Annotated in this window: 24 protein-coding genes; 8 read left to right on the top strand and 16 right to left on the bottom strand. The window is 61.8% G+C overall.

Annotation, left to right across the window (positions count from 1 at the left end; translation table 11 throughout):
- Positions 1-93 precede the first annotated feature (93 nt).
- Complete coding sequence (locus AACW87_RS14015; RefSeq protein WP_043140115.1) at positions 94-966, top strand: LysR family transcriptional regulator; 873 nt, start codon at positions 94-96, stop codon at positions 964-966.
- 2 nt (positions 967-968) lie between these two features.
- Here the strand turns inward: AACW87_RS14015 and AACW87_RS14010 are convergent, their stop codons facing one another.
- The 8 genes from AACW87_RS14010 to acs all read right to left on the bottom strand — a co-directional run bounded on the left by AACW87_RS14010 (position 969) and on the right by acs (position 8,958).
- Positions 969-2,396, bottom strand: coding sequence for a PTS transporter subunit EIIC (locus tag AACW87_RS14010; RefSeq protein ID WP_241325243.1), 1,428 nt, complete (start codon positions 2,394-2,396; stop codon positions 969-971).
- An 89-nt stretch (positions 2,397-2,485) separates the two neighbouring features.
- The gene (gene panF, locus AACW87_RS14005; protein ID WP_103470904.1) at positions 2,486-3,943 is read right to left on the bottom strand and encodes a sodium/pantothenate symporter; all 1,458 of its coding nucleotides are present in this window, start codon (positions 3,941-3,943) and stop codon (positions 2,486-2,488) included.
- Positions 3,933-4,196: a YhdT family protein gene (locus AACW87_RS14000; protein WP_042866792.1), complete on the bottom strand. Its 264-nt coding sequence runs from the start codon at positions 4,194-4,196 to the stop codon at positions 3,933-3,935. The genes panF and AACW87_RS14000 overlap by 11 nt, the downstream gene beginning before the upstream one ends.
- Positions 4,197-4,323: 127 nt before the next feature.
- Positions 4,324-5,664 (bottom strand): acetyl-CoA carboxylase biotin carboxylase subunit, encoded by a 1,341-nt coding sequence (gene accC / locus AACW87_RS13995; protein WP_042866664.1) that lies wholly within the window; start codon positions 5,662-5,664, stop codon positions 4,324-4,326.
- Positions 5,665-5,679: 15 nt separating this feature from the next.
- A complete protein-coding gene (gene accB, locus AACW87_RS13990; protein WP_043140125.1) occupies positions 5,680-6,135 on the bottom strand; it encodes an acetyl-CoA carboxylase biotin carboxyl carrier protein in 456 nt (151 codons plus the stop codon).
- Between the two features lie 36 nt (positions 6,136-6,171).
- Entirely contained in the window at positions 6,172-6,621 is a 450-nt protein-coding gene (gene aroQ, locus AACW87_RS13985) for a type II 3-dehydroquinate dehydratase (RefSeq protein WP_043140128.1), read from the bottom strand.
- Between the two features lie 265 nt (positions 6,622-6,886).
- Positions 6,887-7,009: a hypothetical protein gene (locus AACW87_RS13980; protein ID WP_277606776.1), complete on the bottom strand. Its 123-nt coding sequence runs from the start codon at positions 7,007-7,009 to the stop codon at positions 6,887-6,889.
- 2 nt (positions 7,010-7,011) lie between these two features.
- Positions 7,012-8,958, bottom strand: coding sequence for an acetate--CoA ligase (gene acs, locus AACW87_RS13975; protein WP_241325242.1), 1,947 nt, complete (start codon positions 8,956-8,958; stop codon positions 7,012-7,014).
- Positions 8,959-9,126: 168 nt separating this feature from the next.
- Here acs and AACW87_RS13970 point away from each other — a divergent pair, with 168 nt between their 5' ends.
- Positions 9,127-9,426 (top strand): hypothetical protein, encoded by a 300-nt coding sequence (locus AACW87_RS13970; protein ID WP_241325241.1) that lies wholly within the window; start codon positions 9,127-9,129, stop codon positions 9,424-9,426.
- 40 nt (positions 9,427-9,466) lie between these two features.
- Here the strand turns inward: AACW87_RS13970 and AACW87_RS13965 are convergent, their stop codons facing one another.
- The 8 genes from AACW87_RS13965 to AACW87_RS13930 form a co-directional block, all read right to left on the bottom strand.
- On the bottom strand, positions 9,467-11,917 hold the full coding sequence (locus tag AACW87_RS13965; protein WP_241325240.1) for a sensor domain-containing protein: 2,451 nt from the start codon (positions 11,915-11,917) through the stop codon (positions 9,467-9,469).
- A gap of 150 nt (positions 11,918-12,067) precedes the next feature.
- Complete coding sequence (locus AACW87_RS13960; RefSeq protein ID WP_241325239.1) at positions 12,068-12,706, bottom strand: MipA/OmpV family protein; 639 nt, start codon at positions 12,704-12,706, stop codon at positions 12,068-12,070.
- Positions 12,696-13,835, bottom strand: a complete 1,140-nt coding sequence (locus AACW87_RS13955) for a hypothetical protein (RefSeq protein WP_103470908.1) — start codon at positions 13,833-13,835, stop codon at positions 12,696-12,698. Before AACW87_RS13955 ends, AACW87_RS13960 begins: the two co-directional genes overlap by 11 nt.
- A gap of 169 nt (positions 13,836-14,004) precedes the next feature.
- Complete coding sequence (locus AACW87_RS13950; RefSeq protein WP_241278579.1) at positions 14,005-14,373, bottom strand: hypothetical protein; 369 nt, start codon at positions 14,371-14,373, stop codon at positions 14,005-14,007.
- 4 nt (positions 14,374-14,377) lie between these two features.
- Positions 14,378-15,022, bottom strand: coding sequence for a molecular chaperone TorD (gene torD, locus AACW87_RS13945; RefSeq protein WP_043140137.1), 645 nt, complete (start codon positions 15,020-15,022; stop codon positions 14,378-14,380).
- A 148-nt stretch (positions 15,023-15,170) separates the two neighbouring features.
- Positions 15,171-15,575 (bottom strand): GFA family protein, encoded by a 405-nt coding sequence (locus AACW87_RS13940; protein WP_241325238.1) that lies wholly within the window; start codon positions 15,573-15,575, stop codon positions 15,171-15,173.
- A 23-nt stretch (positions 15,576-15,598) separates the two neighbouring features.
- The gene (locus tag AACW87_RS13935; protein WP_241325237.1) at positions 15,599-15,886 is read right to left on the bottom strand and encodes a hypothetical protein; all 288 of its coding nucleotides are present in this window, start codon (positions 15,884-15,886) and stop codon (positions 15,599-15,601) included.
- A complete protein-coding gene (locus AACW87_RS13930; protein WP_241325236.1) occupies positions 15,876-16,106 on the bottom strand; it encodes a hypothetical protein in 231 nt (76 codons plus the stop codon). Before AACW87_RS13930 ends, AACW87_RS13935 begins: the two co-directional genes overlap by 11 nt.
- 350 nt (positions 16,107-16,456) lie before the next feature.
- On the opposite strand from AACW87_RS13930, the gene glyA reads away from it, so the two are divergent.
- The 6 genes from glyA to AACW87_RS13900 all read left to right on the top strand — a co-directional run bounded on the left by glyA (position 16,457) and on the right by AACW87_RS13900 (position 21,238).
- Entirely contained in the window at positions 16,457-17,710 is a 1,254-nt protein-coding gene (gene glyA, locus AACW87_RS13925) for a serine hydroxymethyltransferase (RefSeq protein ID WP_043555030.1), read from the top strand.
- A gap of 108 nt (positions 17,711-17,818) precedes the next feature.
- Positions 17,819-18,247: a hypothetical protein gene (locus AACW87_RS13920; RefSeq protein ID WP_241325235.1), complete on the top strand. Its 429-nt coding sequence runs from the start codon at positions 17,819-17,821 to the stop codon at positions 18,245-18,247.
- 66 nt (positions 18,248-18,313) lie between these two features.
- Positions 18,314-18,646 carry an NIPSNAP family protein gene (locus AACW87_RS13915; protein WP_098982781.1) on the top strand — a complete coding sequence of 111 codons (333 nt, stop codon included), beginning with the start codon at positions 18,314-18,316 and terminating at the stop codon, positions 18,644-18,646.
- Between the two features lie 134 nt (positions 18,647-18,780).
- Positions 18,781-19,230 carry a transcriptional regulator NrdR gene (gene nrdR, locus AACW87_RS13910; RefSeq protein WP_042866644.1) on the top strand — a complete coding sequence of 150 codons (450 nt, stop codon included), beginning with the start codon at positions 18,781-18,783 and terminating at the stop codon, positions 19,228-19,230.
- Between the two features lie 189 nt (positions 19,231-19,419).
- Complete coding sequence (ribD, locus tag AACW87_RS13905; protein ID WP_241325234.1) at positions 19,420-20,529, top strand: bifunctional diaminohydroxyphosphoribosylaminopyrimidine deaminase/5-amino-6-(5-phosphoribosylamino)uracil reductase RibD; 1,110 nt, start codon at positions 19,420-19,422, stop codon at positions 20,527-20,529.
- A gap of 55 nt (positions 20,530-20,584) precedes the next feature.
- The gene (locus tag AACW87_RS13900) at positions 20,585-21,238 is read left to right on the top strand and encodes a riboflavin synthase (protein WP_241278575.1); all 654 of its coding nucleotides are present in this window, start codon (positions 20,585-20,587) and stop codon (positions 21,236-21,238) included.
- Positions 21,239-21,356 lie beyond the last annotated feature (118 nt).

Below are 21,356 nucleotides of genomic sequence, written 5' to 3'. Positions count from 1 at the left end.
CCTTTCAAATCGGATGGATTGGGATTGCCAGCCACTCTAGTCTGATTGATTATCCTGATTAAGATGGGTAATTGGTAAAGACTGTTTGAATATATGAACAATGTTGAACTGGAGTTGATGGGGCTGTTCGCTACCGTGGTGGAGCAGGGCAGTTTTACCGGTGCCGCCGAGGCGCTTGGCATGCCCAAGTCCTCGGTGAGCCAGAAGATCTCGCGGCTCGAAGCCCAGCTCGGGGTGCGACTGCTGCAGCGCACCACCCGCCGGCTGAGCCTGACCCCGCAGGGAGAGATCTACGTGGAGCAGTGCCGGGCGCTGCTGGCGCTGGCCCGCAGTGCCAACCTGGCGATGGCGCGGCTGCGCACCGCCCCCGCAGGCCGGGTAAGGATCACGGCGCCCGAGGCGACCGGCACCCTGCTGCTTGGCCGGATCCTGGCCGAGTTTCGTGCCCTCTACCCCGAGGTGGTGCTGGAGCTGACCCTGAGTGACGAGCAGCTGGATCTGGTGGGGGAGGGTTACGATCTGGCGTTGCGGGCGGCGCCGCTGAAAGATTCCAGCCTCATCTGCCGGCGCATCGGTCAGGTGCCGCGTCATCTGGTGGCGGCTCCCGGTTATCTGGCGACCCATGGCGCGCCGCAGCAGCTGTCTGAGCTGGGGCTCCACCCTTGTCTGGTGCACTCGGCATTGCCGGTGTGGCCACTGCAGGAGGGGGGCTGGCGGCCGCAAGGGGCCTGTATCAGCAACAGTTTGCTGGCGTTGCGGGAGCTGGCGTTGCACGAGGGGGGCATTGCCCTGTTGCCCCATCACGTTTGCCAGCAGGATCTGGCTGCGGGGCGGCTACACAAGGTGTTGCCGGATCACCCCATACCGCCCAATCCCTTCTACCTCATCTACCCGAGCCGGGAACATCTGGCACCCGCCTTGCGCTCGCTGATGGACTTCGTCGCCGAGCGGCTGCCGTTTGCCTGAGGCTACCAGTTGCTCTGGCTGGCGGACTCCTGGTTGGGCTTGAGGCTGAGCGGCACCGACTGGCGCTCCGCCAGCATGCGGATCTGCCCCTCGATCAGGCTGGCATTGGGGCCCAGCACCAGCACCAGCTGATGGTCGTTGAGCTGGATCCAGGAGAGGCAGCCCAGCCCCAGCAGACGGGACTGATCCACCAGCGCTATGTCGCGCACCCGCAGGCTGAGACGGGTCAGGCAGACGCTCATGGCCTGCAGGTTGTCCATCCCGCCCAGCACCTTGAGGTACTGGATCGCCAGCATCTGGGGATCCGAGGGGGCGACGCTTGCCAGCCGTGGATGCTCTTTTGCGATGGGCTTGCTCGGCAGGCTGAGGGGGGCGCGCTCCAGCAGTTGATAGAACAGCAGGGTATAGGCGACGAAGAAGAGGATGCCGACCGGAATGAGCCAGAAGCTGTGCTCGCCGGACTGATAGCTCAGCACCAGATCCAGCAGGCCGGCGGAGAAGTAACTGCCCACCTGGATGCCAAGGGCACTGCAGATGGCGAGCGACAGCCCGGTCAGCAGGGCGTGGGCCAGAAACAGCCAGGGGGCGGTGAAGGCGAACAGGAACTCTATGGGCTCGGTGATCCCCACCAGCGCCGAGGTGAGCGCCAGGGTGAGCAGCAGGCCCCCCTGCGGCAGGCGCTGCATGCGCTGGCGGTGCAGCCAGATGGCAAAGCAGGCGCCGGGCAGGCCGAACATTATGATGGGGTAGAGCCCGGCCACATAGCCTTCGTGCAGCGGCTGGGCGCTGGCCAGCGCCAGCAGGTTGCTCTCGCCCAGCCCCATCAGGCTGCCCAATACCTGATGCAGGCCGAGGGGGATCAGCAAGCGGTTCAGCACGCCATAGCAGAAGGCCCCCAGCGGGGTGGTGAGCAGCTCTGAGGCCAGCAGCGTGATGCCCTGTTCCAGCAGGGGCCAGAACAGGGAGAGGGGGAACGCCAGCAACAGGCAGCTGAGCGCCGAGGCGAACAGGCAGAGGAAATCCCCATTCACTCTCTGCAACCAGCCAGACAGTGTGTGCCGTTTCACCCAGGGGTAGACGATGGCCGTGGTCATGCCCGCCAGCAGGCCGCAGATCATGTCCGCATGCAGGCCGGGGGCCAGGGTGCCCAGTGCCGAACTCAGCAGCAGGAAGTTGACCGCCCCGGCCAGCGCCTGGGTACCCTCTCCCTGCCGGCTCAGGCCGAAGGCGATGGCCACCGCGTAGATGAGCGGCATCTGGCTGAACAGAGCGCGCCCCGTGAGGGAGAGCACCGCCAGATCCAGCACATCCGGCTGACCGAGCCGATAGAGCAGGGCCGCCAGCGGCAGTATGGAGACCGGCAACAACAGGGCATAGCCGAGTCGTTGCAGGGCATGAGTCAGGATCTGTCTGGCGTTCTGTACTGGCATAAGGGCGCGGCGTTTTGTGACTTGGCGCACAGTTTACCCGCAAAACACCCATTTGGGGATAGTTTTGGAACCCTTTATTAATCTATTTGTTATTGCTGTTCAAACAATCGCCGCACGCTCTGGCCGGGTGGCGGTGTCATCAGGCTGACCACCACGAAGGCGGCCAGTCCCAGCCCCAGGCTCGGCACTATGGCGTGCAGTCCGGCCAGCTTGATCCCCCACTGACTCAGCACGCCATAGCAGACGATGCCGGACACCATGCAGGCCAGGGCGCCGGGGCCGTTGGCCCGCGACCAGTAGAGGCCGAGTACCAGCGGCCACAGGAACACGGCCTGCAGTCCGCCGAAGGCGAGCAGGTTGAGCCAGATGATCATCTCGGGGGGCTGCAGCGCCGCCAGCAGCACTAGCGTGCCCAGGATCAGGGTGCAGAGTAGGGAGAGGCGGGGAATACGCACTTCCAGCTTCTCCTGCTTCGGGCTGAGGTAGTTGAGGTAGAGATCCTTGACCAGGGTCGCGGAGGCCTGGATCAGCTGGGAGTCGATGGTGGACATGATGGCCGCCATGGGCGCCGCCAGGAAGACCCCGGCCAGCCAGGGGGGCAGCACCTCCATCATCAGCGAGGGCATGATCTTGTCCGGGCTGTCCATGCCGGGCAGGATGGCGCGGCCCAGGGCGCCGGCGAGGTGCATGCCGAACATCAGCAGGGCGCTGACTACTGTGCCGATGAGGATGCCTCTGTGTAGCGCCTTGCTGTCGCGGTAGCCGAAGCAGCGCAGGGCGGAGTGGGGCAGCCCCACCACGCCGACGCAGACCAGGATCCAGAAGCTCAGCATGAAGGGCTGGGTCAGCATGTCGCCGGCCCCCTGCGGGCTCACCAGCTTGGGATCTATCACCTTGAGCTGGTGGATGAGATTGGGTAGGCCGTCGCCTGCCACCAGAATGCCCGCCAGCAGGGCGCCGGTGCCGATCAGCATGATGATCCCCTGCAGCGCATCGGTCATCACCACGGCGCGAAAGCCGCCGATCACAGTGTAGAGCAGCACGCAGCTGGCAAACAGCATCAAACCCTGCTGGTAGGAGAGGCCGGTGGCCGTCTCCAGCAGGCGGGCGCCGCCGATGAACTGCACCACCATAGTCGCGATAAAGGCGAGGATGATGGTGACCGAGCCCAGCACCACCACCGCCTTGCTCTGGTAGCGGGCCCACAGCATGTCGTTGATGGTCACCGCATTGACCCGGCGGGCTATGATGGCGAACTTCTTGCCGAGCACCCCCAGGGTGAGCCAGACGGTGGGCAGCTGGATCATCGCCAGCAGCACCCAGCCAAGGCCGATTTTGTAGGCCGCACCGGGCCCGCCGATGAAGGAGGAGGCCGAGGTGTAGGTGGCCACCAGCGTCATGGCCAGCACCAGACCGCCCATGCTGCGGTTGCCGATGAAGTACTCCTGCACGAAGTCACCGCCGGCGCGGTGGCGGCTGGCCCAGAAGCCGACTCCCAGCACCAGCACCAGATAGATGATGAGCGGCAGCATCAGCTCAAGATTCATGGGTGGACTCCTTGGCATGGGGATGAGGCGTATCGAGGGGAATATCCACAAACAGGCGATCCACCATCAGGCCGCACAGCACTATGAACAGCAGCGGCATCACCATGCAGCTGAGCAGGAACCAGAGCGGCATGTCCCAGTATTCGATCTCTTCGGGGATGAAATAGGCAGTGCCATACCAGGCAAAGAAGTAGAGCAGGGTCAGCAGCAGGCAGAGGGCTGCTTCCCGGCGAGCGAGCGCGAAACGATTCACCTTGGCCTCCGACAATTTTGAGGGGCGCAAGGATAACAAAAAAGGGCCATGTCGCCATGGCCCTTTTTCAACAGAGGCTCCTTGCGGAGCTGACTTCTATCGGAAGTCATTGTTCTGCCTTAGATCCTTACAGACCCAACTTCTTGTGCAGATAGTGGATATTGGTACCACCATGCTGGAAGTTTTCGTCCTTCATGATCTCTTTTTGCAGGGAGACGTTGGTCTTGATCCCTTCCACCACCAGCTCGTCCAGCGCCTGGCGCATGCGGGCGATGGCGACGTCACGGTTCTCGCCGTAGCAGATCAGCTTGCCGATCATGGAGTCGTAGTAAGGCGGTACCTTGTAACCGGCGTAGATGTGGGAATCCCAACGTACGCCCAGACCACCCGGCGCGTGGAAGCGCTGGATCAGGCCCGGAGACGGCATGAAGGTGGCCGGGTCTTCGGCGTTGATCCGGCATTCGATGGCATGGCCACGGATGCGGATGTCCTGCTGGGTGATCGACAGGGGCTGACCGGCGGCGATGCGCAGCTGCTCCTTGATCAGATCCACGCTGGTGACCATCTCGGTGACCGGATGCTCAACCTGGATACGGGTGTTCATCTCGATGAAATAGAACTCGCCGTTTTCGTACAGGAACTCGAAGGTCCCCGCACCGCGGTAGCCGATCTCGATACAGGCGCGCACGCAGCGCTCGCCGATGAACTTGCGCATCTCTTCGGTGATGCCGGGTGCCGGCGCCTCTTCGACCACTTTCTGGTGGCGACGCTGCATGGAGCAGTCACGCTCGCCCAGATAGAGGGCGTTGCCCTGGCCGTCTGCCAATATCTGAATTTCGATATGGCGCGGGTTTTCCAGGTACTTCTCCATGTAGACCATGTCGTTCTTGAAGAACTGGCCTGCTTCGGATTTGGTCAGGGCGATGGCGGCAGCCAGCTCGGCTTCACTGCGCACCACGCGCATGCCGCGACCACCACCGCCACCGGCGGCCTTGATGATCACCGGATAACCGATGCGCTTGGCGATGGCGGCGTTGTGCTTGGCATCGCTGTCGACGGGGCCGTCGGAGCCGGGTACGCAAGGTACGCCAGCCTTCTTCATCGCCTCGATGGCGGAGACCTTGTCACCCATCAGGCGAATGGTCTCGGCGCGCGGGCCGATGAAGATGAAGCCGGATTTCTCGACCACTTCGGCGAAATCGGCGTTCTCGGAGAGGAAGCCGTAACCCGGGTGGATGGCAACGGCACCCGTCACCTCGGCGGCGGCTATGATGGCCGGCACATTGAGGTAGGATTCACCGCTGGCAGGCTTGCCGATGCAGATGGTTTCGTCGGCCAGGAGCACATGTTTGAGCTCCCGATCGGCGGTGGAGTGAACGGCCACTGTCTTGATCCCGAGCTCTTTGCAAGCGCGCAGGATACGCAGGGCAATTTCACCGCGGTTGGCGATGACTACTTTGTCCAACATGGGTGGCAATTTCCCTTATTCGATGATGAACAGCGGCTCGTCAAATTCGACGGCCTGACCATTTTCAACCAGGATCGCTTTGATCACGCCGGCCTTGTCAGACTCGATTTGGTTCATCATTTTCATGGCTTCGACGATGCACAGGGTATCGCCGACATTGACGTGCTGACCCACTTCCGCGAACGGTTTGGCTTCCGGGCTGGAGGAGCGATAGAAGGAACCCACCATGGGGGAGCGCATCAGATGGCCACTCGGCGCGGCCGCCTCTGCGGTCGGTGCTGCGGCGCTGGCTGCCGGTGCGGCGGCAGGGGCCATGGCTGGCTGCATCATCATCTGCGGCATGGCGGTGGTCACCTGACCGGAGAAGTTACGGCTGATGCGAACGGACTCTTCACCCTCGGAGATTTCCAGTTCGGCGATGCCGGACTCTTCAACCAGTTCAATCAGCTTCTTGATTTTGCGGATATCCATTAGCATTCTCTTTCTTCTTTATCTGATCAGTGATTATCAAGCCGCGCGCAACTGATGCACGGCCGCGGTTAAAGCGAATTGGTAGCCATCGGCACCCAGCCCGCAGATCACCCCCCTGGCGACATCAGACAGATAGGAGTGATGACGGAAGGGTTCCCTGGCATGGACGTTTGACAGGTGAACCTCGATAAAGGGGATGGCCACACCCAGCAGCGCATCGCGAATGGCGACGCTGGTGTGGGTGAAGGCGGCCGGATTGATGATGATAAAATCCACCTGACCCATGGCCTGGTGAATGCGGCTGACCAACTCATGTTCGGCGTTGGATTGCAGGTGTTCCAGTGTGGCGCCGAGTTCGCTGGCGTTGTGCATCAGATCGGCAACGATCTCGTCGAGCGTCTTGCTGCCGTAGATGCCCGGTTCCCGTTTGCCCAGCAGGTTCAGGTTCGGCCCGTTGAGCAGGAGAATTCGGTGATGTTGCGACATATTGAGTACATCCTCGATGATAATGCTGCTATCTATCAGCTATCTTGTGGACTACCAGAAATCTAGCCATTTTCTGCGCAATTCGGTGTGCACTGGTACACAGATTTCGCAATTATATTGATTTCGTGAAAATTAGCAGCATTTTACTGGTCTAATCTCTACATCTGTCTGTTTTTTGAGCTTATCGGTTCGCTGTTAAGTTGCTCAGTAGCAGAGACGACAAAGCCGGCACTGGGCCGGCTTTGGAGGTGGATAAGGGGCGGGATCAGGCCGCTTCGGACTTCTCGCGAATGAGCTTGTCGACTACGCCCGGATCCGCCAGGGTGGAGATATCCCCCAGACTGTCGGTCTCGCCGGTGGCAATCTTGCACTGCATTATGGAGCGCATGATCAAGCCGCCTCTGACTTTTCGCGGATAAGCTTGTCGACCACACCGGGATCCGCCAGGGTGGAGATATCCCCCAGGCTGTCGGTCTCGCCGGTGGCAATCTTGCGCAATATACGGCGCATGATCTTGCCGGAACGGGTCTTGGGCAGCCCCTCGGCCCAGTGGATCACATCCGGGGTGGCGATGGCACCAATCTCCTTGCGCACCCACTCCTTCACCTCTTTATGCAGCTCGCGGCTCGGCTCTTCCCCGGCGATCAGGGTGACATAGGCGTAGATGCCCTGGCCCTTGATCTCGTGGGGCACACCCACCACGGCCGCTTCGGCAACCTTGGGATGGGAGACCAGCGCAGATTCAATTTCGGCTGTGCCCATGCGGTGGCCCGAGACGTTCAGTACATCATCCACCCGCCCGGTGATCCAGTAGTAACCATCCTCGTCGCGACGGGCGCCGTCGCCGGTGAAGTAGCGGCCCGGGAAGGTGGAGAAGTAGGTCTGCTCGAAGCGCTCGTGATCGCCGAATACTGTGCGCATCTGACCCGGCCAGGAGTCGGTGATCACCAGGTTGCCCTCGGTGGCCCCCTCCAGTGGCTCGCCCATGTTGTCCACCAGCGCCGGCTGCACGCCGAAGAAGGGACGGGTGGCCGAGCCTGGCTTGAGATCGGTGACGCCGGGCAGCGGGCTGATGAGGATGCCGCCGGTTTCGGTCTGCCACCAGGTATCGACTATGGGGCAGCGCTCCTCGCCTATGGTGCGGTAGTACCACTCCCAGGCTTCCGGGTTGATGGGCTCACCCACGGAACCCATGATGCGCAGGCTCGAACGCGAGGTGCCCTCGACCGCATCACGCCCCTTGGCCATCAGGGCGCGGATCGCGGTCGGTGCCGTGTAGAGGATGCTGACCTGGTGCTTGTCCACCACCTGGCTCATGCGGTTGGTGGCCGGGTAGTTGGGCACCCCTTCGAACATGATGGTGGTGGCGCCGTTGGCGAGCGGCCCGTAGACCAGATAGGAGTGACCCGTGACCCAGCCCACATCGGCGGTACACCAGTAGATGTCCTCCTCGTGGTAGTCGAAGATGTACTTGAAGGTGAGGGTGGCATAGACCAGATAGCCGCCCGTGGTGTGCAGCACGCCCTTGGGCTTGCCGGTGGAACCCGAGGTGTAGAGGACGAACAGGGGATCCTCGGCACCCATGGCCTCGGGCGGGCAGTCGGCGCTGACGGTCGCGATGGCTTCGTGCCACCAGATGTCCCTGTGGCTGTGCCAGGCGACCTTGCCGCCGGTGCGCTTGAGCACTATCACCTTGCTGACCTGGGTATCCGGGTTGGTGAGCGCTTCATCCACGTTCTTCTTGAGCGGGACAGGGCGGCCGCCGCGCAGCCCCTCATCGGCCGTGATGACGATGGAGGAGCCGGAGTCTATGATGCGACCGGCCAGGGCCTCCGGCGAGAAGCCGCCGAAGACTATGCTGTGCACGGCGCCGATGCGGGTACAGGCCAGCATGGCGATGGCCGCTTCCGGCACCATGGGCATGTAGAGGCAGACCACGTCACCCCGATGCACACCTTGTGCTTTCAATACGTTGGCAAACTTGCACACCTCGGCGTGCAGCTCGCGGTAGGTCAGCTTGCGATCTTCGGCCGGGTTGTCCCCTTCCCAGATGATGGCGACCTTGTCACCGCGCTGTGCCAGATGGCGATCCAGGCAGTTGGCCGAGACGTTGAGCAGGCCATCTTCATACCACTTGATGGAGACGTGACCCGGGTCGTAGGAGGTGTTCTTGACCTTGGTATAGGGCTTGATCCAGTCGAGGATTTTTCCCTGCTCACCCCAGAAGGCATCCGGATCCTGCACCGAGGCCTGGTACATGGCCTCATAGCCTGCCTTGTCCAACAGGGCGCCCTTGCTGATGTGGGCCTTGACCGGGTAGACCTTGCTCTCGCTCATCTGTCACTCCTTTGAATACATTCTCGTAATGATTAGATAACAACTTATACCTTTGGCGAGGGAGGGCAATTAGACTTTTGGATAGGTGGAAACATCCGCTTACAGCGCCATGAGTGACAATTCATCGGTGATTGAGTAAAAACATCGGCTTTATCGATGGAGATAGCCATGCTGTCCTTGTTCCTTTGCACCTCTCTCTGGCAGTTCGATGCCCCCCCGCTTGCCGATGACGCCGCACTGGCGGCTCCCCAGCCTAAAGAGTTTGCCGTGACCCGCGAACAGACGGGCTCGCCGGCGGTGCGGGAGCGTGTCGCCGAGCAGATGGGGAGTGCATTTCTGGCCCGCAAACCGCCGGTGTCCGTCACCCTCGAAGAGAAAAAGTCGCCCTATCCACAGAATTCGCTGCTAGCAGACTCGCCCCAGGGCCAGAGTGAGGGATGGGGTGCCCGATTGACGTTCAGCGAGTGAGTTGTTTATCTGTCATCGAGCATTTGTTGCCACACCCGTTTCAGCACCAGACTCCCTTCTGGGGAGCCAGCTGCGCCGCCAGATGGGGTTCGGTCAAGGGGTGGCTGAACAGATAGCCCTGTCCCTCCTGGCAGTGCAAGGATTGCAGAAACTGGCGCTGAGCCTGGGTTTCTATCCCCTCGGCGGTGACTGCCATGTTCAGGCTGTCGGCCAGGTTGATGATGGTGCGGCACAGCTCCCGGCTGTGCTTGTCATCCGGCAGGGCCTGCACGAAGGTGCGGTCTATCTTGATGCGATCGATGGGCAGGCTTTTCAGCAGGCTCAGGGATGAGAAGCCGGTCCCGAAGTCGTCGATGGCGATCTGCACCCCCAGCGCCTTCAGGCGGGTGAACAGCAAAAGGCTCTGATCGACCCGCTGTATGATGCTCTCAGTGACCTCTATCTCCAGCCGCTCAGGCGGGAAACCTGTCTCCGCCAGAATGGCGGCGACCCGCTCCACATAGCCAAGGGATCGCATCTCCCGCACCGAGACATTGACCGAGAGCCGTGGCACCGACAGCCCGGCCGCCAGCCACGTCTGCCCTTGCTGACAGGCGGTGCGCATCACCCACTCCCCAATCTGCTCTATCAGACCGCACTCCTCGGCCACCGGGATGAAGCGGGCGGGGGCTATCATGCCCTCGTCGGGATGCTGCCAGCGCAGCAGGGCCTCCAGCCCGCTCAGGCGGTTGCTGGTCAGATCCGTCATGGGCTGGTACAGGATGCAGAGCTGATGCTGTTCTATGGCCTTGATCAGTCCCTGCTCCATGCTCATGCGTTCACGGATCTGCTCGGCCATGCCGGGGGTGTAGAACAGATAGCCGTTGCGGCCCTGACTCTTGGCCTCGTACATGGCGTTGTCGGCGGCGCTGACCAGGGCATCCGGGTTCTGGGCGTGTTCCGGGTAGAAGGCTATGCCTATGCTGGCGGAGACGGCAACCTGCTCGTGCGCCAGCTCGACCGGCTCGCGCAGGCGGGCCAGCAGCTGTTCGGCGAGCCGCTCCAGCTCTTCTGGCTGCTCGAAATAGGGGATCAGCACCAGGAATTCATCCCCACCGAGCCGGGTGGCCACATCGTTGTGACGCAGGCAGAGGCGGATGCGTTCGGCCAGCAGCTTGAGCAGCTGATCCCCCGCCCTGTGGCCCAGGTTGTCATTGATCAGCTTGAAGCCGTCCAGGTCGATGAACAGCAGGGCTAGCCGCTGCCGGTTGAGCTGGGCTGTCTTGAGTTCCAGTTCGAGCCGCTCCTGCAGCAGGTTGCGGTTACCGAGCTCGGTCAGGGGATCGTGATAGGCGAGGTGATTGAGCTGTGCCTCGGCCTTGCGGATGGCGCTGATGTCGGAGAAGGCGATCACGTAGTGGGTGGTGTTGTGGCGGCTGTCGTAGACGGCGCTGACGTGCTGCCAGGAGGTGAAGTAGCCGCCATCCTTGCGCAGGCACATCATCTCCCCGTGCCAGGCATGACTGCCGGGCAGCAGGGTATGCCAGGGGTAGTCGATGTCGGTATGGCGGCGCGGATGCATGATGGATTCCGGCGACTTGCCCACTATCTCGTCCGCTTCATATTGGGTCATGTTGCAGAAGGCCGGGTTGACCGAGATGATCTGGCGCTGGCCATCCATGATGATGATGCCCTCGGCCGTGGTTTCGAATACCACATTGGCCTGGCGCAGCCGGTCCTCCTGAATGCAGCGATCGGTCGCATCGTGGAGTACCCCCATGATGCGACGCCCCAGACTGTCGGTGGCCGCCACGTGATCGGCGTGGAGATCGACCCAGCCCCGCACCTGATCGGGCCCCAGGTAGCTCAGGGTCAGGTGAAGGGGGGCCGTGCCCTTGAGTGCCGATCTGAGTTGCTCCCCCGATACCGGGTCGAAGCGCTTGATGAACTGATCCATTCCTCCCTGAAACTGATTGGCTTGCGTGCCGAGCAGGCGCTCGACCTGGCCATCAAATTGCAGCCGATCCTCTGCCACATGCCACTCCCAGACCCCGACCTGGCCGGCGCTCATGGCCAGTTGCAGCCGTTGCTGTGCCTCGACCTGCTCGGTCACATCCCGCACTATGGTCAGGATGCCGTCAGGCGTGCCCTGCTCATCCCGCATGGGGCTGTAAATGGCCTGCCAGTGCCGCTGCTGGCCCTGATGCGCCGCCGTCTGGCCGCTCAGGCTCAGCTCCACCTGGGGGACACCGCTGCTGATGATCTGCTGGAACAGGGGTTCCAGTACAGGCGCCAGCGTCGGCACTATCTCACGCAGGTATTTGCCGTAATGATCCTCCCGGGAGAGGCCGTTGATATCGGCGAGGGTCTGATTGACGCTGCGGCAGCGAAATTGGCGGTCGAATACGCCTATGCCAAACGGCGCCAGCTCGAACAGTTGCTGCAGCTCGTTTGGATTCAGCTGACCCGGTATCGGCGGATCAGGCATGGATTCGGATGTCTCTTCACGCATGACGGCTCCTGAATTGACTTTATTGTCATTTAAGGTGTTGTCAGTATGGCATGAAGCGCTTTGGAGGGAAGAGAGGGGGCTGCATTTGCCCCCTATCTGGTGCCTGACCCGTTCAGGGGTTGGCTTGTCAAAGGTGCCGTGGTGGGGGCGCTACCAGCTGAAGCGATAGCTCAGGGTCAGGTACACCACAGGCTGCCAGTCGTGCTCCTTGATCAGCCACTGCTTGGCCCCGAGCTCGGTGCCAAGCCGCCACTGCTGCCAGGCCCAGCTGCGCTCCAGCGTGAGCCCCCAGTCCCGCCAACCCGCATCGGCATCATAGGCTGCCATGTGCGCCTGACTGCCCCGGGTCAGCCAGAGGTTGAGGGAGAGGGCTGCCGGCAGCGGCAGGCTGTGCTCCATATACCAGATCTGGCCATAGCGGCCGGTGACATCATAGAGCTGGCCCAGGGTCAGCTGATGATCCTCGTCCAGCTGCCAGCCGAGGCGCCAGAGCGCGCTGAAGCGAGTACGATCGACCACCTGCATGGGAGCGACGCCGACCGCAAAGAAGCTCTTTTTATATAGCGGCAAGGCCAGCCCGGCGCTCTGGCCATCGGCGAAGAGCAGGCCGACCTGGGTCTCCCGTTCATAGGCGAGCCAGAACTGCATGCTGGCGTCGGTGCTGACCCCCGCCTGATTGCTGCCAAGCTGCCACTGGCCGCCCACTTGCCACTGGTTGTCCGGCTCCTTGGCTGACAGGGGCAACGCCAGGGCAAGGGCCAGCAGCAGCCAGCGATGACTACTTGCCATAGAGCCGCACCCAGTCTCTGTCCTGATGCATGCCCATCAGGTGGCAGATGATGCCGGAGCGCTGGAAGGCGTAGATGAGCAGCACGCTGGTGGCGCTGAGTGCCATGATGAGGCCGAAGCTGTTGGGCAATATGGTGCCCTGGCGCGCAGTCCACCACAGCAGCAAGGGGCCCCACAGGTGCACGAAGATGCTCTTGTGGAAGATGAAGACGGTCAGCGAATACATGCCGATCCAGTTGAGCGGGCGCCAGCACAGGCGGATGTTGCGCTGATGCAGCCAGAGCACGACCCCGATCACCAGAAACTCCATGCCCCAGATCCCGGCGCGGCCCGTCATGTCCATCGCCAGCTCATGCTCGTTGGCGTAGATGTCGTTGAGCTCGACTGAACTGCTCTCGCCAAACACCAGGTAAACGGCGAGGGCTATGAGGGAGAGGGTGAGCACCAGGCTGTTGAGGCGATCCCGCCATTGGGGGCGCTGATGCCAGCACCAGCCATACAGGAAGCCGAAGCAGCCGCTGGCCATGAAGAGATCGAGGCGGGCATCCAGCTCGTAGTCGGGGTGCACATGCAGCTTCATCCAGCCGTCGATGTGGCCGAGCAGGGTCTGCACGCCGAGTTGATCCAGCAGCAGGCTGAGCAGGGTCAGCAGCAGCATGCCGCGAATGCCGAACCAGGCGTAGACCAGCGAGAAGAGCGCCAGCAGGCACATCCACAGCATGACCGGATAGAAGGAGATGGCCTCGCCGAAGTTGGGGGCTATGACCAGTCCTTCGACATAGAGCACCAGAATGATGCTGGCAAACAGCACCAGCTTGCCGCCCAGCTGCGGTCTGAAGCTGGCCTGATCGCGACGGCTCAGGTTGAAGGCCGCCAGGGCCAGGTAGATCTGGCTCACCCAGGGAATGAGCCAGGCCGAGACCTGGGCCGTGGTGTGATCCATGGGCAGCAGATGGCCGGCCATGGCCTTGTGCGACAGATAGAAGCTGTCCCACAGGGCCTGTTCCCGGGTGAAGAAGTCGATGTACCAGTAGTTGAGGTAGCCGGTGTAGTGCTCGAAGACGGCCATGAAGATGACGAGCCCTCGCAACAGGTCGAGACCCGTGATGCGTGCGTCCTGTGGAGGCATGGGGTTGCTCCTGTATCGGTGGGAAAAGGAGCGGCACTATAACGGTTGCAACAAAACTGAATGGGAGCTGAATGTAAGCGGATGTTACCGGCTGTGGTTGCGTCAGCCCCGCGATAACGGGGTATCTGCGGATCCGGCTGTCATGATTTGTAATACTTTTGGCGCTTTTTCAGCCCTTTTGGCGGCCGAATGCCTGAATGCCGCGCGCCAGTACCAGCAGGCCGAGCACCTGAAAGGGCAGGGAGAGGGCAAGTAACAAGAGCCAGTGGGCCTCGCTGCCGCTGGCATTGATAAAACCTATCCAGGCGGCCAGCAGGGTGAGCATGCCGGCTATCTGAAAGCGGCGGCGCAGTACCACCTCCACCCCCAGGTTGGCGAGGTAGAGGGTCAGCAATATGCCGCCAAAGCCGGTGAGCTGTGCCGTACCATACAAGTCTCTGTCCGGATGGAACAGCAGGCTGAAGAGCGGCGTCAGACCCTGATCCTGCGGGATCAGGGTCAGCAGCCAGCAGGCGATCAGCAACAGGGCGGTTTTCATCGACTCAGTCGGCGGAAGGGGCCGGTTTGACCAGGCTGAGGTAGTTGGCATCCATGGTGAGGAATACCCCCAGCAGGCGGGCGCTGGCGCCATAGAAGCCGAATGGATCGGCGGCGCGGCAGGCGGCCTCGAAATGGGGGAACCAGACCAGCAGATGAGTGTGCAGCAACTCTTCCTGCTCGCCGAGCCACAGCTCACGCTGATCGGCACTGGTGGCTTCGGCGGCGCGTATGATGAGATTGCCCATCAGATCCAGTTCGACTCCCAGATGATCGACCGGCTGCGGGTACTTGGCGCTGACGTCGATGGCGAGCCGTGCCAGCCGTTGCTGCATGCGTAGCAGGGATGCGGCCGTCAGATGGGCGGATTCATAAGGCTGAACGGCCGGGTCGGCCAGAAACAGCGCCTTGAAATCGGCTGCCAGGGCTCGGGCCCGATCCGGGCGCACCAGCAGGCGGGCTATGGCCTCGTTGAGCTCGGCGACGGCCGGGCGCATGGGATCCAGCGTGGAGAGGCTCTTCAGGAAGCTTCGCACATCGTAGCTGTCGTATTCGGCGATCTGTTCATCGCTGAGCTGGGCGCTAAACAGGGTGGCAAACCACCAGTACAGTTCGGCCCGACGTTCGCTAGTGGCCAGAAATTCCTGCATTTTTCCTCCGTGGATGGCAAGCGGGAAACAGAGTGAGCCCGATTCTAACGGCTTTGGCAGAAAAGTTAACCCATAGGTGACAATTCACCGAACAGGCCAGCAAAAACGCCGCCGGAGGCGACGTTTTCAGGGCATGTCGGCGACGGCGTCAGGGGGTGGGGCGGGCCTCGAACTGCGGCAGCGCATCACAGATCTCGTGCCAGGGGGCCTTGGATCCAACGAAGATGTGGAAGCCGGGTCGCTGGGTCGGCGCCTCGTTGAGGATGCCGAGGCGCAGGTTCAGCTTGCCGCTGCTGCGCTTCTCGCTGAACAGGCTGGAGCCGCAGTGGCGGCAGAAGGCGAGGCGGGTCTCGGGGGATTTCTGAAAGCGGCTGATGGCCTCTTCACCACGGGTGACAGTGACCTTGTCACCGTCCAGTCCGCCGACCGGGGCGTAATCGGCACCGGAGAACTTGCGGCACTCGGAGCAGTGGCAGTTGCCCAGGTAGTCGAACCGGTCGGGCAGGCTCAGGGCCACGGCGCCACACAGGCAGCTGGCGGTCAATTGTTTCATCTTGCGGTTCCTTGGCTGATGATTCAGCGCTCTTCGCGGTAGAGCGCCTGCTTGCAACGGGTGCAGATATGCTGGCGCCGGAAGTCGGTCTGATGCAGCAGGCCGACGTCCAGTTGCTCATGATGGCCGCAATGAATGCAGAAGATGATATCGCCATCGATGGCCTCCGGATGGGCGGCCAGATACTGCTCCCGGGTGGGCAAGGCCTCCCACTGGTGGGTAAAGGGGCTCTTGCGACTGCCGGTATAGTAGACCCAATAGAAAACAGCGAATACCGATATGATCAGAAAAAGCATCAGGTTATCCATCATGGCGTACTCCCGTATAGAGCCGGTGCAGAGAAGGAAGAGAGAGGCGGAAGTGGGTCGGGAACATGGCGTTGCAATGGGGCGGCCGGCGGCGGCTGGGCGGCTCAGTCAGGCGGTCGTCGCCACCAACCCAGGGTCGGCAGGTGTGCTGGCGGAGGGGGCGCGCCAGGGGAAGGTGCAGATCCAGATCCATCGGGAGCAGGGTGAGGGCCTTGCTCGGCATTGTTAGCCTCCATCTTGGCTGGGCAACCACTGTGCCCCGCAAAGATGTTATCTGTTAGTAAACGCTATATCCATGATCCGGCTCTGGTTTTTGCTGTTTGTTGGCTGTGCTTGCGGCGGCTTGCTGCGCTGTGGAGGAGTGAACAGCAGGGAAGGATGCATGGGAAAGAGGGCCTTGACCGGCCCCCGCTCGGGAGACTGGGCAACTGACGCTGGCTTGGATACTTGCGACACATTTTACATTTTTTAAACAAATTTTTGGGTGGTTGGACTGTCTCTTTGATCTCGCTCACGTTACAATGCCGCTGCCCACTTCACCTAACGCGCAAACGATTTTCAGGAGAGAAACGGATGTTGAAACGTGACATGACCATCGCAGGCTATGATCCCCAGCTGTGGCAGGCCATCACAGACGAGACCCGTCGTCAGGAAGAGCATATCGAGCTGATCGCGTCTGAGAACTACACCAGCCCCCGCGTCATGGAAGCCCAGGGCTCCCAGTTGACCAACAAGTACGCCGAAGGCTATCCGGCCAAGCGCTACTACGGTGGTTGCGAGTACGTCGACGTGGTCGAAACCCTGGCCATCGAGCGCGCCAAGGAACTGTTTGGTGCCACCTATGCCAACGTGCAGCCGCACTCCGGCTCCCAGGCCAACAGCGCCGTCTACATGGCCCTGCTGCAGCCGGGCGATACCGTGCTGGGCATGAACCTGGCCCACGGTGGTCACCTGACCCACGGCTCACCGGTGAACTTCTCCGGCAAGCTGTACAACATCATTCCTTACGGCATCGATGAGTCCGGCAAGATCGACTATGACGAGATGGAACGTCTGGCGGTCGAGCATAAGCCGAAGATGATGATAGGTGGCTTCTCCGCCTACTCAGGTGTGGTTGACTGGGCGCGCATGCGCGAAATCGCCGATAAGATCGGTGCCTGGCTGTTCGTCGATATGGCGCACGTGGCCGGTCTGATTGCCGCTGGCGTCTACCCGAACCCTGTGCCTCACGCCCACGTGGTCACCTCCACCACCCACAAGACCCTGGCCGGTCCCCGTGGTGGCCTGATCCTCTCCGCCGCCGACGACGAAGAGCTCTACAAGAAGCTGAACTCCGCCGTCTTCCCGGGCGGCCAGGGTGGCCCGCTGATGCACGTCATCGCCGGTAAAGCCGTGGCGTTCAAGGAAGCGCTTGAGCCCGAGTTCAAGACCTATCAGGCTCAGGTAGTGAAAAACGCCAAGGCCATGGCGGCCACCTTCATCGAGCGTGGTTACAAGATCGTCTCCGGCGGTACCGACAACCATCTGATGCTGGTTGACCTGATCGGCCGCGAGCTGACCGGTAAAGAAGCCGATGCCGCCCTTGGCAAGGCCAACATCACGGTCAACAAGAACTCGGTGCCGAACGACCCGCGCTCTCCCTTCGTCACCTCGGGTGTGCGGATCGGTACTCCGGCCATCACCCGCCGTGGTTTCAAGGAAGCCGAGTCCATCCAGCTGACCAACTGGATCTGCGACGTGCTGGACAACCATGACAACGATGCCGTGCTGGCCACAGTGCGCGAGCAGGTACTGGATATCTGCCGTCGTTTCCCGGTTTATGCCTGATACGCCAGAGACTCTGGTATAAAAACAATGCCACCCCAGGGTGGCATTGTTGTTTCTGCTCCGGCCTTGCCATAGGGCTGTACTCATTCGACCGACAGAGGAGGCACCATGCCAAATCAGACCGCGATCAGTGATGAGGAACTCATCTCTGCCATCCGTGCCCAGTACCATTTTCGCGATAGCCCCGAGGGCCTGCTGGCATGGGATGTGCGCCGTCTGGTGCGGCTGAGCCGCGGGCTGCCGGTGCAAGCTGTGCCGCTCTCGCAGATCGCGGAGCTCGATAGGGATCACTGGTACGGGCATGGGAACATCCGGCCCACGGTGCGCAGCATAGTCGAGCACTGTCAGCTGATGCTGGCCGCCGACCTCGCCTATCCCATCATTCTGGACAGTGCGGGCAGGGTCATGGATGGCATGCACAGGGTGAGCAAGGCGCTGATGCAGGGCCACACCCATATCGATGCGGTGCAGTTCGAGCAAGACCCTGCGCCCGACCATGTGGACTGCGACCCCGACGCCTTGCCCTATGACGATTGAGCCTCAGGTCGACCGAATGGCGCCATACGGACCTTTTTACACCATTTTTTAGCAGGAGAAAGCGTGATGAAGCGAGTGCTGGAGATCCGGAGCTATCGGCTCAAGGCCGGGAGCCGTGCGGCTTTTCATCGGCTGGTTACCGAGCAGAGCCTGCCCTTGCACCTTGCCTGGGGGATGGATGTGGTGAGCCATGGCCCCTCCTTGCATGATCCGGACGCCTATTTTCTGATGCGGGCCTACGATGACCTTGAGCATCTGAACCGCTCCCAGGCGGCATTCTATGGGACCGAGGCCTGGCAAACAGGCCCGAGAGAGGCCATCGTTGCGCTGATCGAGGGGGATGCAAATACTGTGCTCTGGTTGCCAGGCGAGGCCATAGAGGCGCTGCGCACTGGCTGAGACGGCCAAGGCGCAGCTGCGGTGACATATTGTTTTTCTGGGCTTTTACCGGCTTTGGATGGCCGTGCTACACTGGCCGACCAAGATCCTGACCCCGCGGGGCAGGTGCCTTTTCAGTTAACGCCGGAGGTCAGATGCATTGCCCTTTCTGTAGTGCCGTTGATACCAAGGTGATCGATTCCCGTCTGGTGGCAGAAGGCCATCAGGTGCGCCGCCGTCGTGAGTGTCTGCTCTGTCACGAGCGCTTCACTACCTTCGAGATGGCCGAGCTGGTGATGCCCCGCGTCATCAAGTCCAACGGCTCCCGTGAACCCTTCAACGAAGACAAGCTGCGTGCCGGCATACTGCGGGCACTGGAGAAGCGGCCGGTGAGCATGGAGGCCATCGAGAAGGGGGTCAATCACATCAAGTCCCGCCTGCGGGCCACAGGTGAGCGCGAAGTCGCCTCCCAGCTGGTGGGCAACCTGGTGATGGATGAGCTCAAGGGCCTGGACAAGGTCGCCTATATCCGCTTCGCCTCCGTCTATCGCAGCTTCGAAGACATTCGTGAATTTGGCGAAGAGATCGCCAAGCTGGAGAAGTAACGCAGTCGGGTGGGCAAGCTGATATCTGCTTCGTTTCCCCCTATCGCGGCGTCGAAGAGATTCGCCTTGTTTATGGCAAGAAGCGGCGAAGAGATTACGAAGTTGGAGAAACAAGCTTTCTCAACGTCCGATCTCGCTGCGCTAATCGAACCTGCAACGCCCATTTTCTCGCTTTGAACGGGAGCTCAGATGTTTAGTCAAGATGATTACCAATGGATGAGTCGGGCCCTCGAACTGGCCCGCCGCGGCCGCTATACCACGGCGCCCAACCCTTGCGTCGGTGCCGTGCTGGTGAAAGCCGGCGTTGTGGTCGGTGAGGGCTGGCACAAGCGTGCCGGCGAACCCCATGCCGAGGTCTATGCCCTGCATGCCGCCGGTGAACAGGCCCGTGGCGCCACCGCTTATGTGACCCTGGAACCCTGTTCCCACTATGGCCGTACCCCGCCCTGCGCCGAGGCGCTGATCAAGGCCGGGGTGACCCGGGTGGTGGCCGCCATGGTCGATCCCAATCCAGAGGTGGGTGGACGCGGGCTGCGCATGTTGTCTGAGGCCGGCATCAAGACTGACTTCGGCCTGCTCAGCGCCGAGGCCGAGGCACTCAATCCGGGCTTCTTCAAGCGGATGCGCACCGCTTTCCCACAGGTGACTGTCAAGCTCGGCGCCAGCCTGGATGGTCGCACCGCCATGGCAAGCGGCGAGAGCCAGTGGATAACGGGGCCCCTGGCCCGTGCCGATGTGCAGCGACTGCGGGCCCGTCACGACGCCGTGCTCTCCAGCGCCGAAACCGTGCTGGCCGATGGCGCCTCCCTGACCGTGCGCTGGGACGAGCTGCCCCCCTCGGTCAAGGCCAGCTACCCCAAAGAGACGTTGCGCCAGCCGCTGCGGGTCATAGTCGACTCGCAAAACCGGCTCACCCCGGACCTGCCCCTGTTCCAGAGCACAGGCCCTGTCTTGCTGGCTCGCCACAAGGCTGCCGGCGACTGGCCGGCTTGGGTGCAGCAACTGGAGCTGCCGCTGCTGGATGGCAAGCTGGATCTGGTCAGCCTCTTCATGCTGCTGGCCAAGCAGCACATCAACTCGGTGCTGGTGGAGGCGGGGCCGCGGCTGTGTGGCGCCCTGCTGAACAAGGGGCTGGTGGATGAGCTGGTGCTCTACCAGGCGCCCAGACTGATGGGGGATGAGGGGCGTGGCCTGTTCCATCTGCCCGAACTCACCCGGCTGTTCCAGGCACCCAAGCTCAACGTCAAGGATGTGCGGCTGGTGGGGCAGGACATTCGCATCACGGCGAAAATAGCCTGACTTTTCAATGTTTATCTGGGGCCTGCCCGGCCCCGTCATCAGCAAGGTGATCTGCATGTTTACCGGAATTATCGAAGCTGTGGGCACCCTGGCCGAGCTGCGTCGCCAGGGTGAAGACATGGTTCTCACCGTCCAGGCCCCGACCCTGGATTTCAGTGACGTCAAACTGGGTGACTCCATCGCCACCAACGGTGTCTGCCTGACTGTGATTGGCCTTGGCGACCAGCGCTACAGCGCCGACGTGTCGCTGGAGACCCTGTCGTGCACCGGCTTTGCCACGGCCAAGGTTGGCGATCCCGTCAATCTGGAGAAGGCGCTGATGCCCAGCTCCCGCTTGGGCGGCCATCTGGTCTCCGGTCATGTGGACGGAGTGGGGGAGGTGAAGAGCAAGTCCAGCAGCGGCCGCGCCATCGAATACTGGATCAAGGCGCCAGGGTCGCTCTCCCGCTACATAGCAGAGAAGGGCTCGATCGCGGTGGACGGCATCAGCCTGACGGTCAACGCCGTGCAGGGGGACTTGTTCCGCCTCACCATAGTGCCCCACACGGCGCAGGAGACTACCATAGCCCGCTGGAAACCGGGCCATAGCGTGAATCTCGAGGTGGATCAGATAGCCCGCTATCTGGAGCGACTGATGCAAGGCAAGGCCCATGACAGCTCGTCATCGACCCTGACGCTGGAAAAGCTGGCCCGGTCCGGCTTCCTGTAACGGCCGATGCCGCGGGAAAAACGCTTTTCTGTGATCCCGCTCCGATTGAAATGGGGCCTTGTGCCCCCATCTAGAGCAGAATAATCCCGTATCAAGTCGAGCCGGCAGGCTCAATCCC

This window comes from Aeromonas sp. MR7, assembly GCF_963899385.1.
Taxonomy (GTDB): domain Bacteria; phylum Pseudomonadota; class Gammaproteobacteria; order Enterobacterales; family Aeromonadaceae; genus Aeromonas; species Aeromonas bestiarum.
The sequence above is the reverse complement of the archived record's forward strand: the minus strand, read 5'-3'. Positions and strand labels throughout refer to the sequence as shown.